This window comes from Streptomyces sp. NPDC054840, assembly GCF_053611065.1.
In genome coordinates this window covers 1-13,584 of the sequence record NZ_JBSGZP010000109.1, presented here as the reverse complement: position 1 = coordinate 13,584, position 13,584 = coordinate 1, and the positions used below count along the sequence as shown (strand labels likewise).

9 protein-coding genes and 5 pseudogenes are annotated in these 13,584 nt (G+C 70.3%); 8 read left to right on the top strand and 6 right to left on the bottom strand.

All coding sequences use genetic code 11. The annotated features are described in order from the left end of the window. Positions 1-26 precede the first annotated feature (26 nt). The 4 genes and pseudogenes from ACWGIU_RS11030 to ACWGIU_RS11015 form a co-directional block, all read right to left on the bottom strand. The gene (locus tag ACWGIU_RS11030) at positions 27-275 is read right to left on the bottom strand and encodes a hypothetical protein (RefSeq protein WP_453704502.1); all 249 of its coding nucleotides are present in this window, start codon (positions 273-275) and stop codon (positions 27-29) included. 74 nt (positions 276-349) lie between these two features. Beyond that, positions 350-557, bottom strand: a pseudogene (locus ACWGIU_RS11025) (YceI family protein); the annotation flags it as partial. 125 nt (positions 558-682) lie between these two features. Beyond that, positions 683-2,392 (bottom strand): LPXTG cell wall anchor domain-containing protein, encoded by a 1,710-nt coding sequence (locus ACWGIU_RS11020; protein ID WP_453704500.1) that lies wholly within the window; start codon positions 2,390-2,392, stop codon positions 683-685. A gap of 444 nt (positions 2,393-2,836) precedes the next feature. Next, entirely contained in the window at positions 2,837-3,517 is a 681-nt protein-coding gene (locus ACWGIU_RS11015; RefSeq protein WP_453704498.1) for a recombinase family protein, read from the bottom strand. Between ACWGIU_RS11015 and ACWGIU_RS11010 the strand changes: the two are divergent. The 6 genes and pseudogenes from ACWGIU_RS11010 to ACWGIU_RS10985 all read left to right on the top strand — a co-directional run. After that, positions 3,511-3,636: pseudogene (locus ACWGIU_RS11010) on the top strand (IS630 family transposase); the annotation flags it as partial. The gene ACWGIU_RS11015 and the pseudogene ACWGIU_RS11010 overlap by 7 nt on opposite strands. 383 nt (positions 3,637-4,019) lie before the next feature. Further along, positions 4,020-5,464 (top strand): annotated as a pseudogene (locus tag ACWGIU_RS11005) (non-reducing end alpha-L-arabinofuranosidase family hydrolase). Between the two features lie 229 nt (positions 5,465-5,693). Continuing rightward, positions 5,694-5,870, top strand: a pseudogene (locus ACWGIU_RS11000) (IS630 family transposase); the annotation flags it as partial. Between the two features lie 243 nt (positions 5,871-6,113). Beyond that, entirely contained in the window at positions 6,114-6,533 is a 420-nt protein-coding gene (gene panD / locus ACWGIU_RS10995; protein WP_453704496.1) for an aspartate 1-decarboxylase, read from the top strand. Positions 6,534-6,548: 15 nt separating this feature from the next. Next, positions 6,549-6,890, top strand: a complete 342-nt coding sequence (locus ACWGIU_RS10990) for a GNAT family N-acetyltransferase (RefSeq protein ID WP_453704494.1) — start codon at positions 6,549-6,551, stop codon at positions 6,888-6,890. Continuing rightward, positions 6,887-7,528, top strand: a complete 642-nt coding sequence (locus tag ACWGIU_RS10985) for an arylsulfatase (RefSeq protein WP_453704492.1) — start codon at positions 6,887-6,889, stop codon at positions 7,526-7,528. Before ACWGIU_RS10990 ends, ACWGIU_RS10985 begins: the two co-directional genes overlap by 4 nt. A gap of 295 nt (positions 7,529-7,823) precedes the next feature. On the opposite strand, the gene gndA is transcribed toward ACWGIU_RS10985, so the two are convergent. Next, on the bottom strand, positions 7,824-9,269 hold the full coding sequence (gene gndA / locus ACWGIU_RS10980; RefSeq protein ID WP_453704490.1) for an NADP-dependent phosphogluconate dehydrogenase: 1,446 nt from the start codon (positions 9,267-9,269) through the stop codon (positions 7,824-7,826). Positions 9,270-9,465: 196 nt separating this feature from the next. Between gndA and ACWGIU_RS10975 the strand changes: the two genes are divergently transcribed. Continuing rightward, positions 9,466-10,734, top strand: coding sequence for a transglycosylase family protein (locus ACWGIU_RS10975; RefSeq protein ID WP_453704488.1), 1,269 nt, complete (start codon positions 9,466-9,468; stop codon positions 10,732-10,734). A gap of 24 nt (positions 10,735-10,758) precedes the next feature. Here the strand turns inward: ACWGIU_RS10975 and ACWGIU_RS10970 are convergent. Next, a pseudogene (locus tag ACWGIU_RS10970) lies at positions 10,759-11,571 on the bottom strand (DMT family transporter); the annotation flags it as partial. Between the two features lie 288 nt (positions 11,572-11,859). Here ACWGIU_RS10970 and ACWGIU_RS10965 point away from each other — a divergent pair. Next, positions 11,860-13,359: an SDR family NAD(P)-dependent oxidoreductase gene (locus ACWGIU_RS10965; RefSeq protein WP_453704486.1), complete on the top strand. Its 1,500-nt coding sequence runs from the start codon at positions 11,860-11,862 to the stop codon at positions 13,357-13,359. Positions 13,360-13,584 lie beyond the last annotated feature (225 nt).

Below are 13,584 nucleotides of genomic sequence, written 5' to 3'. Positions count from 1 at the left end.
GAGGAGGACCCTCTCGGCCGATTCTGCTAGTCGCCCAGGCCCCTGGCCCAGAACTCGCTCGGGCCGTGGACGGCGACGTCGGTCGCCCTGGCGATTGCGCGGTCGATTTCGGCGTCATCGCCGCTGCCGATCGCAGCCCAGAGACGGCTGAAGCCCGTGCCACTGCGGCGGTAGACGACGACCTCGGCTGCGGCGTCGTTGGGCGCACCCGCCGGACTCCTCCCGATATCACGTTGTACGGCAGCCAGGACGGTGTCGACATCCTGCTCAGCCACCAGGAGGCACAGGCCACAGACGCCTCGGCCCCCTGCTTCCCGAGTGAGGCAGGGGGGCCGAGCCGTCTCCGCCGTCAGGCGAGCGGCGGAAGCTGTTCGCCCTGGACGGCGGCCATGGACGTCGATCCCGATGCGGAGCGTGGTGCCGATGGCGGCCATGCCGGCCTGGACGACCTGGTCGTAGTTCATCGCGAAGTCCTCGCGCGGCAGTTCCACGGTGGCCCGGAACGCGGCCCGTGGGCCGCCCCACGGGTCGGGACCGGTGCCGAGGTAGGCCAGGTCACCAGGTCAACGACCCGGGCCTTGTTTGTTTCCTGACCGCCGACGCCGGCGCGGAGGCCGACGGCCCTGCGCGCACGCCACGGGTGGGTGGCGTTGCTGCCGGGCCGTCAGTCACTCACGCGGTCTCACTTCCCGTGCAAAGCCCTGCGGCGACGTCCGCGAAACACCAGCACGCCGCCGGCAGCGACCAGCAGGCCACCGAGGGCGCTGTACGTGACAGTGTTGCTCACCCCGGTGGAAGCCAGGTCGCCGGACGTGCTGCTCGGGGTCGGCTGGCCGACGGGTGCGCCGATCTCCCCCTGCGCACGGGTGCCGGTCGTGCCGGAGGCGGAGACAACCGGCGTGGGGGCGGTCGGCGTGGGGGCGGGCGTCGGCGTCTCAGCGCCAGCGGTCCCCGACGCGGGCTTCAGCTGAAGAGTCGTGATCGAGTACGGCGGCAGCGTCTGTGCGACCGCCGTGCCCCGCTCCGCCGTCGTCAGGGCGGTGTCTCCCTTGGCATACGAAACGGTCGTGACCGCCCCTGCGGCCGGGGTGAATCCGGCGTACGAGAGCGACACCTGCGCCGCGTTCTGCGGGCTCTTGTTGGTCAGCATGACGTTCAGCCCGCCGTTGCTGCTCCGCACCGCGTGCACAGTGACCGACGAGTTGCCCGAGGACGACTTGACCATGGTGTCGCCAGGCTGCGCCAGTGCGGTCAGCGAGCGGATGCCCCAGTAGGTGGGGAAGGGCGTGTCGCGCGGCGGTTCGCACTTCCCCCCGGCGCAGGTTCCAGCGGAGAGAATGCCCCCGTCCTGGTAGTCGGTCTCGCCGTTGACGGTGGTGGGTGCGTCGCCCGAGCCGTTGTGCAGGTTCCACCAGTCCACGTGGGTGGCGCCTTGCTCGAACCAGGTCATGTAGGTGTCCGGCGCAAACAGGGCTGCGGCCTGGCTGGTCAAGACGGGCGAGAAGACGGTGTCGGTCTCGGTGACCGCGATCTCCACCGAAGCGGCGCGCGAGCCCGCGTACTTGGCGATCAGCGAGCGCAGCGAGGACGTGACACCGGCGATCCGGGAGGGGGTGTTCAGCAGGTCGGCCGTGGTGGTGCCGCCCGGATACCAGTGAACGATGACGAAGTCGATCGAGCTTCCCGCGATGGAGAGCACCGTGTTGTTCCAGTCGGCGCTGTCACCGGGAGCCTTTTCCGCGTCCGGCCAGAAGCCGGGGGTGGTGAGCACCGCTCCGATCTTCACCTTCGGGTCCACGGCCTTCATCGCCTTCGAGTAGGCGACCAGGTTCTTTCCGTACTCCTTCGGGCTCTTGTCGGCGTGCGTGTCGGTTTCCCAGCCCTTGCCGTTGCCGTAGTGCCCGTTGCCGTAGACCTCGTTGCCGATCTCCCAGTACTTCACGCCGTAACCTTTGTCGACGTTGGCGTACTTGACCCAGTCGGCGGCCTCCTGGGGGGTGCCGGAACCGTAGTTCGCGGTCAGGATCGGCTCGGCGCCGACCTTCTTCGCGGTGGCCATGAAGCGGTCGAAGTCGGTGTTGGGTACGATCCAGCCGCCGTTGCCCATGGTGTGGGTCTTCCAGTGGTAGTCGTCCGCGCCGGAGCCGCCGGGAAAGCGCAGCTGCCGAACTCCCGCGGCCTTCATCAGCGATGTCACCTTGGCGTCCCCCATGCGGTCGTCGCCGACGCCCGTGTTGAGGCCGACACCGCTGCTGGGCACCGTGCCCAAGGAGGTACCGGCATCCACACTGATGCCGACGGTCGACGCGGCGCCCGCGCTGGGCGCCAGGGCGCCGACACCGGCCGAGGCGGCGAGCACCGCCACCGCCCCCGCGACAAAATGCCGGCGCATACGGCTACGGCGGGGCGTGCGCCCCCGAGGCATCGGCTGCTCGGCGGATCTCGGGTCTTCTGATGACACGTAATGCTCCGATCGGGTGTTGACACAGAGGGCGTAGCGCCGCTGACCATGGCTCGCCCTCGTCGGTACACCCCTAAGTGGCCACTCAGAGCGGAAAGGTTGCCGTCTCAATCATTTTTCGCCGAGACACGGTCGCACCGTCTCACCGGACCCGGTGACCCGGTGCCCCGTGACCCGGTGCCCCATGGCACGCCCGGGCTCCCTTTCGACCTCGACGGCGCGAACCATCACAGGCTTCCGGCCGCACACCGCCCCGCGGTGGCCGAGCGGCTGAAGCCGCACAGGAAGCACAGGAAGAGACAGACGGCGGCCGCCGCCACCGCGACGGCCCTGTTCTCGTATAGCTACCGCCAGGTGGTGTGTAGCGCTGAGTAACTACTTGGGGCTGCGGTCGCCCTGCTGAAGGGCGGCGAAGTCGGCGTGTGCTGTCTCGACGGCCTCGGGGTACGCCTGGGTCTTCTCGTGTTCGGCGAGGGCCCGGTAGATGCTGGCGACGGACGGGCTCTGTCCCTTGCGCTTGCCGGTGGGGATGATCAGGGCGGGTTGGATCTGCTCGACGGACTCGCCGAGTGCCTTGCGCCGCAGCACGGTGTGCAGCATGTCGTCGGTCATGACCGGGGGCCGGCCACCGTACTTGCCCTTGCGGGCCGCGGTATCGAGTCCCTCCAGCGTCGACTCCCGGATGTTCTCCCGCTCGGTCTCGGCCATCGCGGCGAAGAAGCCGAACAGCAGCTTGCCGGGGCCGGTGGGATCGTAGATGCCGGGCAGCGGGCCGGCGAGCATCTCCAACACCAGGCCGTGCTCGGTCAGATGGTCCGCGAGGGCGGTGAGTTCTGCCGCGTCGCGCCCCAGCCTCTTCATCTCGAACACGGTGAAAATGACCCGGCAGTGCGGGGCGTGCGCCTTGATCTCCCGGGCGGTCTTCAGCGCCTCCTCGAACTGGGGGCGGACCTTGATCCGGGTGCTGATCTTCTCGCTGAAGATTTTGTCCCTGGCGATGCCGTGCTTGGCGAGCGCGTCCAGCTGCGAGTCGAGTTCCTGGCTGAGTCGACACATGCGACGACCTCGACCGCACACTCCGCCGCGAGTTACGCAGAATCCAACTCCGGACCCACCTGATCAACGGCTGCCTCACCGCCACCGACCTGACACTCGACCCACCGACCCCACCCTGAAGCCTCAGTAACTGCCGCCCGCGCCGAAGAGTGTGAGCGCTCACATCAGTCCCGTCAACAACTCTGACAGGACGAGATCCCGATGATGCCTCAGTAACGGCCAGGTGCGGCACGGTACTTGACGACCCCTCTTGCCCCATGGTTTTGTCCCCGCCAACGCACCGAATAGTTCAACGTCAGGTTGTTAGCGCTAACAATGCGCCGGAGACCCGGTGCCCCCCACCCCCGCAGGGGTCACGTCTTGCCGCCGCCTCGGACGTGCCGTGCCCGGTCCGCACGCACCGAGAAGGACCGACCCCTGCCCAAGTCGCCCTAGGAGGGTGCAGATGAATGCTCTCGGTACAGCTCCACGAACCTCGACACGGCGAGGATGGCGGCCGCAGATGGCCGCCCTGCTCTCGATGGTCTCCGTGGTCGGCTTCCTGGCGATGGTGAACCCGTCGTCCGCCTCGGCTGCCTCGGTCGACACCGGCAAGTGGTACGTGCTGGTGAACCGCAACAGCGGCAAGGCGCTGGACGACTACAACTTCGCCACCGCCGACGGTTCGCCCGTCGTCCAGTGGACCCGCTCCAGCAACGAAGCCCAGCAGTGGCGCTTCCTGGACTCCGGCAGCGGCTACTACCGCCTGCAGAACCGTAACTCCGGCAAGGTCCTGGACGACTACAACTGGTCCTCGGCAGACGGCGCCGACGTCGTCCAGTGGAGCGACCTCAACGCGACCAACCAGCAGTTCCGCCTCGCCGACTCCGCCGGCGGCTACGTCCGCCTCCTGAACCGCCACAGCAGCAAGGCCCTCGAGGTCCAGAGCGCCTCCACCGCCGACGGCGGCAAGATCGTCCAGTACGCCGACTGGGGCGGCAGCAACCAGCAGTGGCAGCCAGTCCCCGTCGCCGACGTCGGCACCGGCACGTGCGCTCTTCCATCGACCTACCGCTGGACATCGACGGGTCCGCTGGCGGAGCCGGCGAACGGGAAGGTCGCGTTGAAGGACTTCAGCACCACCACGTACAACGGCAAGCACCTGGTCTACGGGACGACCTCCAACGGAATGTCGTGGGGCTCGACGGGGTTCAGTCCCTTCACGAACTGGTCGGACATGGCGACGGCCACACAGACCGGGATGAACGATCCCGCGGTGGCGCCCGAAGTGTTCTACTTCGCGCCCAAGAACGTCTGGGTGATGGTGTCCCAGTGGAGTCAGTGGCCGCTCTATTACCGCACGTCCAGCGACCCCACCAACCCCAACGGCTGGTCCGCCTCGCAGCCGCTGTTCACCGGCAGCCTCCCCGTCGGCCCCAGGGCCAGAAGGACGCCCCGATCGACCCGACCATGATCGCCGACGACCAGAACATGTACCTGTTCTTCGCCGCTGACAACGGCAAGATCTACCGGGCCAGCATGCCGATCGGGAACTTCCCCAGCAGCTTCGGCTCCTCGTACACGACGGTCATGAGCGACACAACGGACCTTCTGTTCGAGGCGCCGGAGGTCTACAAGGTCCAGGGCCAGAACCAGTACCTCATGATCGTTGAGGCGCAGGGTACGAACCGCTACTTCCGCTCGTTCACCGCCTCCAGCCTGAACGGTCCGTGGACCGTCCAGGCCGGCAGCGAGAGCAGCCCCTTCGCGGGCCAGGCCAACAGCGGTTCCACCTGGGCCAAGGGCGTCAGCCACGGTGACCTGGTCCGCAACAACCCCGACCAGACCAAGACCATCGATGCCTGCAACCTGCAGTTCCTCTACCAGGGCCTCCCCACCAACACGCCGGCGGGCACCGACTACCCGAGCCTGCCGTACCGGCCGGGCCTGCTCACCCTGCAGCGCTGACCCGCCTGATCCACGGTGATCGCGATGGGGTGCGGTCAGCCGACGCGTAGACGAGCTGTCTACGGCATGGGCAACTCCACCTGCTGGCCGATACTCACCGCGCCGAGGAACCCCAGCCGCGCATCGGATGGGGTTCCTCATCCTGTGTGCAGGCGGTTTCAGGGCCCCGGTTGGGGAGCCTGGACTGTCTGCCGTGACGGACATCACTTGTGCTCCTCGCCCGCGAGGCCTTCAGGCCGGTGCCCGGTTTGAGGCCGGTGAGAGGACTGTGGTGATCGCCCGTGACCTTCGGGTCAGCGAGCGGTCGAGCGTTGGCGGCGGGCCTGGCGGGCCTGGCGGGCCTGGCGGCAAGGACGCGCTGCGCTCATCGGGTCCAGCGAGTGTCCCGAAGCTGTCGGACGACCAGCCTGTGCACTCCGCGACCAGCAGGCCCAGAGGCGCTGATCCCACGCTGCCGTCGAAGCAGAGGGCTCCCGGAACACGACACTCCGGCAGCGTGATGGTGCATCAGGGAAGTCAGCAAACGGTCAGCATGAGTCCTGAAAGACCCAGGGAAAGCTGACCGGACTCGAGAACGGTTGTAGGCTGCCGGGGACCGCCCTTGACCTGCGTGAAGCGGGCAGGGAGCAGACATGTCGGGAGTTATTTCATGTTTCGTACCATGTTCAAGTCCAAGATCCACCGAGCTACCGTCACCCAGGCCGACCTGCACTACGTCGGTTCCGTGACCGTCGACGCCGATCTGCTGGACGCGGCCGATCTGCTGCCCGGGGAGCTCGTCCACATCGTGGACATCACCAACGGGGCGCGGCTCGAGACCTACGTCATCGAGGGGGAGCGCGGGTCCGGGGTCATCGGGATCAACGGCGCCGCCGCTCATCTGGTGCACCCCGGGGACCTGGTCATCCTCATCAGCTACGCGCAGGTCGAGGATGCCGAGGCCCGGGTGCTGAAGCCCCGCGTGGTGCACGTGGACGGCGACAACCGGATCGTGGAGCTGGATTCGGACCCGTCCGCCCCGGTGCCGGGTACGGACCAGCGGCGCAGCCCGCACGCCGTGGCTGTCTGAGGGGAGTCGGGGATCATGCCGATCGAGTTCCAGGACGACCGCGAGGCCGGAAGGCTGCTCGCCGTCGAGGACGAGGCGGTGGTCGGCCACATCGCGTACTTCGTGCTCGCCGACGCGCCCCACGCCCTGGTCGCGGTACACACCATCGTGGAGCAGGGGCACGAGGGCCGAGGCATCGCGGGCGGGCTGGTGAAGACCTTCTACGGGATCGCCGCCGCCGAGGGCGTGCCCGTGGTGCCGCTCTGCCCCTACGCGGCGAGCTGGGCCGCCAAACATCCCGACGAGGCGCCCGAGCCGGCCGCTGAGGTCGTACTGGCGGCCAAGGCGGAGCTCGCCGCGGCCCCCGACCTCAGGTGACCGATCTGCTCCTGCTGCACACCTCAGCCGTGCACGTCCCGGTCTTCGACGCCCTGCGCGACCGGAACCATCCAGCGGCCGTGCTCCGGCACCGGGTGGTTCCGGAGCTGCTGGACCGGGCCCGCGCCGAAGGGCCGGAGTCGGTGGCCCCGGCCCTTCGGGGGCTGCTCGCGGAAGAAGCCGGGCTGCCGGTGCTGGTCACCTGCTCGACCATCGGGGCGACCGCGGAGTCCCTGGCTCCGGCGCTGGGCGCCGCGGTGCTCCGCGTGGACCGGCCGATGGCGGCCGCCGCCGTACGGCTGGGGGAGCGGATCGCCGTACTGGCCGCCCTGGAGTCGACCCTCGCCCCGACCGGGGAGCTACTGGCCGAGGAGGCCGGTGAGCGGCCCGTGTCGATCCGTACGCACCTGGTCGCCGGGGCGTGGGACCGGTTCGAGGCCGGGGACACCGCCGGCTACCTCTCCCGGGTCGCCGAGACGGCGGACTCCGTCACCGGTGCCGACGTCATCGTTCTGGCGCAGGCCTCCATGGCCGGGGCCGCGGACCTGGCCACGAGCCCGACCCCGATGCTCTCCAGCCCGGCTCCGGGCCTGGCCGCCGCCCTGGCCCTGGGCCTCGTGATGCGTCCGGCCCCGTAGAGGGTGTCTGGCAGGCATACCGGCCGCAATAGCGGGAAGGTGGCCCATATGGTGCGAAAGCGAAACGCAGAAGAGACGCAGCCGCCGCCCGCCCCCGGGCCCAGCCCGTTCCCCGACCCCGAGCCCATTCCGCGGCCCGTGCCGCCCGTGCCCGGCCCCGTGCCCGAGCCGGACCCGGTCCCCGCGCCGCCGGGGCCCGCGCCGATCCCGCAACCCGGGCCCCTGAGCTGATGCACCGCATCTGACGCCGTGCGCCGACCGCCGGGGATGACGCGGCAGCCCTTCGCGGTCGGGTCTACGACGTGCGGATCTCGGACCGGTCGCCGCTCCAGAGGGTGTGGAACGAGCCCTCGCGGTCCGTCCGCCGGTAGGTGTGCGCCCCGAAGAAGTCCCGCTGCCCCTGGGTGAGGGCCGCGGGCAGCCGCTCCGTGCGCAGGGCATCGTAGTAGGCCAGGGAGGCCGCGAAAGCCGGCACAGGGATGCCCTGGCGCACCGCCGCCACCACGACGGACCGCCACCCGTCCTGGGCGGCCGCGATCTCCTCGGCGAAGTGCGCGTCCGCCAGCAGGCTCGGCAGCTCCGGCCGGCTGTCGTACGCCGCGCGGATCCGGTCCAGGAACGCGGCCCGGATGATGCAGCCGCCGCGCCACAGCGAGGCAACGGCGCCCAGGTCCACGTTCCAGCCGTACTCCTCGCCGCCGGCCCGGATCTGGTGGAAACCCTGGGTGTACGAGACGATCTTCGACGCGTACAGCGCCTGCTCCACCTGCGCGGCGAAAGCCTCCGCCGCCTCCGGCGCGAGCGCGGCGGCCGCCGGGCCCGCGAGCCCGCGGGCGGCGGTGCGCAGGTCCGTGTGGCCGGAGACCGCGCGGGCGAAGACCGCCTCCGCGATTCCCGATACCGGTACCCCGAGGTCGAGGGCGATCTGCACGGTCCAGCGACCGGTGCCCTTCTGCTCGGCGGCGTCGGCCACGACGTCGACGTATGGGCGCCCGGTCGCGGCGTCCGTGTGCGCGAGCACCTCCGCCGTGATCTCGATCAGGTACGAGTCCAGGCGCCCCCGGTTCCACGCCCGGAGCGTCTCCGCGATCTTCGCAGGGGAGTAGCCCGCGACCTCCCGCAGCAGGTGGTAGGCCTCGGCGATGAGCTGCATGTCGGCGTACTCGATGCCGTTGTGCACCATCTTGACGAAGTGTCCGGCGCCGTCGGGCCCCACGTGCGAGGTGCAGGGCGTGCCGTCGGCGGCCTTCGCGGAGATCCTTTCCAGCAGCGGCCCCAGGGAGGCGTACGACTCCGTCGAGCCGCCCGGCATGATGCTCGGGCCGAGCAGCGCGCCCTCCTCACCGCCGGAGATGCCCACACCCACGAAGTGGAGTCCCTGCTCCCGCAGTTCCCGCTCGCGGCGCCGGGTGTCCTCGAAGTGCGCGTTGCCGCCGTCGATGATCACGTCGCCCTCCTCCAGGAGCGGGGCGAACTCCCGGATCACGGCATCGGTCGGCTCCCCGGCCTTCACCATGACGACGATGCGCCGGGGGCGCTCCAGCGCGTCGACGAACTCCTTCGCCGACCCGGCCGCCACGAAGGCGCCTTCGTGCCCGAACTCCTCGACCAGCGCGGTGGTCCTGGCCGCCGTCCGGTTGTGGACGGCCACGGTGAATCCGTTGCGGGCGAAGTTCCGGGCGAGGTTGCTGCCCATGACCGCGAGTCCGGTGACGCCGATCTGGGCTGTGCTGGTGCTCATCGGTGCGCTCCTGATTGCGTCGGTGTGCCTTCGGTGGGCGGGGAGCACCGAAGCTACCCCCACGCGGACGCCGGTGGATCTTTTACTCATCGAGATACAGTCAAGTTCCCGCCGCACGCGCCCCGTTGCGCCTCTTGTCACGCTCTGATCGCGACGTTAGGTTGTGCGGTTCCTGATGTCTTCGAGGGGGGCTCCCATGGGCGTACGGGGCCGGCACCGCCGGTATCAGCCGAGCAGCATCAACCGCGCCTCACTGGCCGTCACCGCCGGCGGTGCCGGGATCGCGCTCCCGCTCATCGGGGCCGGAGTCGCCCACGCGGCCTCCGTGGACACCTGGAACAAGGTCGCGTCCTGCGAGTCGACGAACAACTGGCGCATCAACACCGGCAACGGCTACTACGGCGGCCTCCAGTTCAGTCAGAGCACCTGGCGGGCCTTCGGGGGTACCGGCTACGCCCCGCGGGCCGACCTGGCCACCAAGGACCAGCAGATAGCGGTCGCGGAGAAGGTGCTGAAGGGCCAGGGGCCCGGCGCCTGGCCCCACTGCGGGAAGCAGGCCGGACTCACGCGCAGCGGGCCGGCGCCCGCCGTCGCCCCGCAGCCGCAGGGACAGGCCCCCGTGGCGCCCGTGGCACGGACCGCCCCCGAGCAGGGCGGCGCACCACGTCCGACGGGAACCTCCGTCCTGCCGAACCCGTACGTCGTCGCACCCGGTGACTCGCTCTCCGCGATCGCCACCGACCAGCACGTCGAAGGCGGCTGGCAGGAGCTGTACGAGACGAACCGGACCACCATCGGCGGCAACCCGAACCTGATCTTCCCGGGCCAGCGGCTCACCTTGCGGGTCACCACGGCGCCGGCCTTGCCGCCGCCGCCGAGGCAGGACCCAGAGAAGCCGCCGCGGACCGCCGACCCGGTGACACCCGGGGAGCCGGCCGCCGAGAAGCCGGCCGAGAAGCCCGCCCCCGAGCCGATCGGGAAACCTGTCGAAAAGCCTGCCGAGAAGCCCGCCGAGAAGCCTGCGCCGAAACCCGCCTCAGCTCAGCAGCAGCCGGTTGCGGGAGGATTCTCCGCCCCCGTCGACGCGGCCCTGGGCACCGCGTACCGCGTCTCGGGATCCTCCTGGTCCAGCGGCTACCACACGGGCGTCGACTTCCCGGTGGCGACCGGCACCACCGTCAAGTCGGTGGGACCGGGCCAGGTCGTCTCCGCCGGCTGGGCCGGGGCCTACGGATACCAAGTGGTCATCCGGCACACCGACGGCCGGTACTCCCAGTACGCCCACCTCTCCGCCCTCGGCGTCAAGGCCGGTCAGCAGGTCTCCGGAGGGCAGCGCATCGGCCGCTCCGGCTCGACCGGCAACACCACGGGACCGCACCTGCACTTCGAGATGCGCACGGGAGCCGGATACGGCTCCGACATCGACCCGCTCAAGTACCTCCGAGGTCACGGGGTCCGCATCTGACCCGCGCACGTGCGAGGGCACGACGGTGAGCAGGATCAGGCCGGCCGCCGCGAGCGTCGCGCTGGCCACCGCCGCCGCCGCGCCCGCCGCCCCGTACCGGAAGCCCTCGTCGAACAGCGCGATGCCGACCGTCGCCGCCACCACCGGATTGATCACCGTCACCGTGGCCAGCGGCGCGGTCAGCCCGGCGCCCCGGTAGGCCGCCTGCGACAGCAGCAGCCCGACGGCCGCCAGTACCGCGATCACCGCGAGGTCGGGCCACAGGCCCGTCAGCGCGCCCGGCCCGAAGTCCTCGGCCACCACCTTGGTGAACACCGAAGCCATGCCGAAGGCCGTACCGGCGGCCGCGGCCAGCAGCACACTGTGCAGCACCGCCCGGTGCATCCGGTGCGCCATCAGGAACAGCGCCAGCACCAGCGCCCCGGTGACGATCAGCAGCAGGTGCCGCTCGTCCTGCGCCGGCGGCTGTCCCGCCCGCCCGTCCCCGCCGGTCAGGACCAGCAGCCCGGCCAGGCCGACCGTGGCCAGCACCGCCCCACGCCACGCGGCCGCGCCCGCCCGGCGCCGTACGAACACGGCGGCCATCGGCAGGGCGAAGACGATGGTCAGCGCGCCCAGCGGCTGGACCAGGCTCAGCGGCCCGTACGCGAGCGCCACCACGTGCAGCAGCGCACCGAGGCCGTTCAGCCCCACCGCCACCCACCAGGCACCCCGGCGCACCGGGGCGTACGGGCGGTTGGGCGTGGTCGCCGCGACCCGTTCCTGGACGATCGCGCCACCCGCGTACGCCAGGGCGGACACGAGGCAGAGCAGGACCGACAGCGCCAGTGCACTCATAAGGTCCACAATGCCCGACCCACCTGCGCTATTCCTCCGCCCACAGGTGGTGATCGGTCATACTCCCGACGTAGTACGGGAGTACGCAGCGTGTCTTCCCCTCAGCGGAAAGCGACCCCTGCAGTGCCCCGGCGTCACCGATCCGCCGCGTACCGTGACGCTCCCCTCGCGATGTGTGAGGCGGCGGGAGCGGGTTTGGCTCCGGGCGTGTGGCATCCGTACAGTTGCCGTTTTGAGGACTTCCGCAGCAGGCGGATGCGGACGAGTGATCAAGGAACGGCAGCGGCGATGACGGTGACCGAAGACAGCCAGGACTACGGCCACGAGTACGGGCACGCCTTCGGGCCCGGTATCGACCCCGACCGGCTGGCCCTCTGCCTCAGCGTGCTCGACGAGCTGGACAAGCTCGACGTCGACCACCCCGACGCGATCACCGTACGCCGCGCCACCGCCGGCCTCTACCGCACGGTCAAGCAGCGCCGCCGCCAGGAGCGCCGCGCCGCCAAGACCGCCAACGACAAGGCTGTCACCGAGGCCACCGCCACCGGCTCCGCCGAGCGCATCGACGACGAGACCGAGGGCATCCTGCCCTCCTCGGTCACGGAGGCCGGCCGGATCGCCGGGATACTCCAGCGCCCGCGCTCCTGCTACATCTGCAAGACGCGGTACGTCGAGGTCGACTACTTCTACCACCAGCTCTGCCCGCCCTGCGCCGTCGAGAACCGGACCAGGCGGGAGGCCCGCGCCGACCTGACCGGCAAGCGCGCGCTGCTCACCGGCGGCCGGGCCAAGATCGGCATGTACATCGCTCTGCGGCTGCTGCGCGACGGCGCCCACACCACGGTCACCACGCGCTTCCCCAAGGACGCCATCCGCCGCTTCAAGGCGATGGAGGACTCCGCGGACTGGATGCACCGCCTGGAGGTCGTCGGCATCGACCTGCGCGACCCGGCCCAGTCCGTGGCCCTCGCCGAGCAGGTGGCCGGGGCCGGCCCGCTCGACATCCTGATCAACAACGCGACGCAGACCGTACGGCGCCTGCCCAGTGCCTACGCGGCCCTGGTCGAGGGGGAGTCCGCCCCGCTGCCCGCCGGTGAGCTCCCCGCCCACCACGTCATCGGCGCCTTCAACTCCGGCGCGGTCGACGGCCTGGCGGCGCTGCCCGTCGGAGTGAGCGGGCTGGAGGCGCAGAAGGTCGCCGATCTGGCCCTCGTCGCGGGCAACGCCAGCCTTGAGCGGCACCTCGCCGGCACCGCCATCGACGCGGGGGGTCTGCTGCCCGACGTCGTCGAGAGCAACACCTGGGTGCAGACCATCGACCAGATCTCCCCGGTGGAGCTGCTCGAGACCCAGCTGTGCAACTACACGTCGCCGTTCATCCTGATCAGCGCGCTTCGGCCGGCCATGGCGGAGGCCGCCCGGAAGGCGGCCAACGGCCGGGCGTACGTCGTCAACGTCTCCGCGATGGAGGGCGTCTTCAGTCGTGGCTACAAGGGCGCGGGGCACCCGAACACCAATGCCGCCAAGGCCGCGATGAACATGGTGACGCGGACCAGCGGCCAGGAGATGTTCCAGACCGACCGCATCCTGATGACCTCGGTCGACACCGGCTGGATCACCGACGAGCGTCCGCACTTCGACAAGCTCCGCCTTGCCGAGGAGGGCTTCCACGCCCCGCTCGACCTGGTCGACGGCGCGGCCCGGGTCTACGACCCGATCGTCCGAGGCGAGGCCGGCGAGGACCTGTTCGGCGTCTTCCTCAAGGACTACGCCCCGGCGAACTGGTAAGCCCCCAGGTCGTGTCCGCGAGGTCGCCTGGCCCGCGACGCCTGGCCCCCGCCTCGCCGCGTTGTCGGACCGCGCACGTACGTCCGGTACGAGCCGCGGCCCTCCGCCTTGCGATGCTTCCCCTCGGCCCTACGGGCCTGGGGAGGCCCCATGGCACCGGAGGCCGCAACCCGGCAAACCTTCCCGGCCACAACACCAGGACCCTGCTCGACCCCCTCGGCGAAC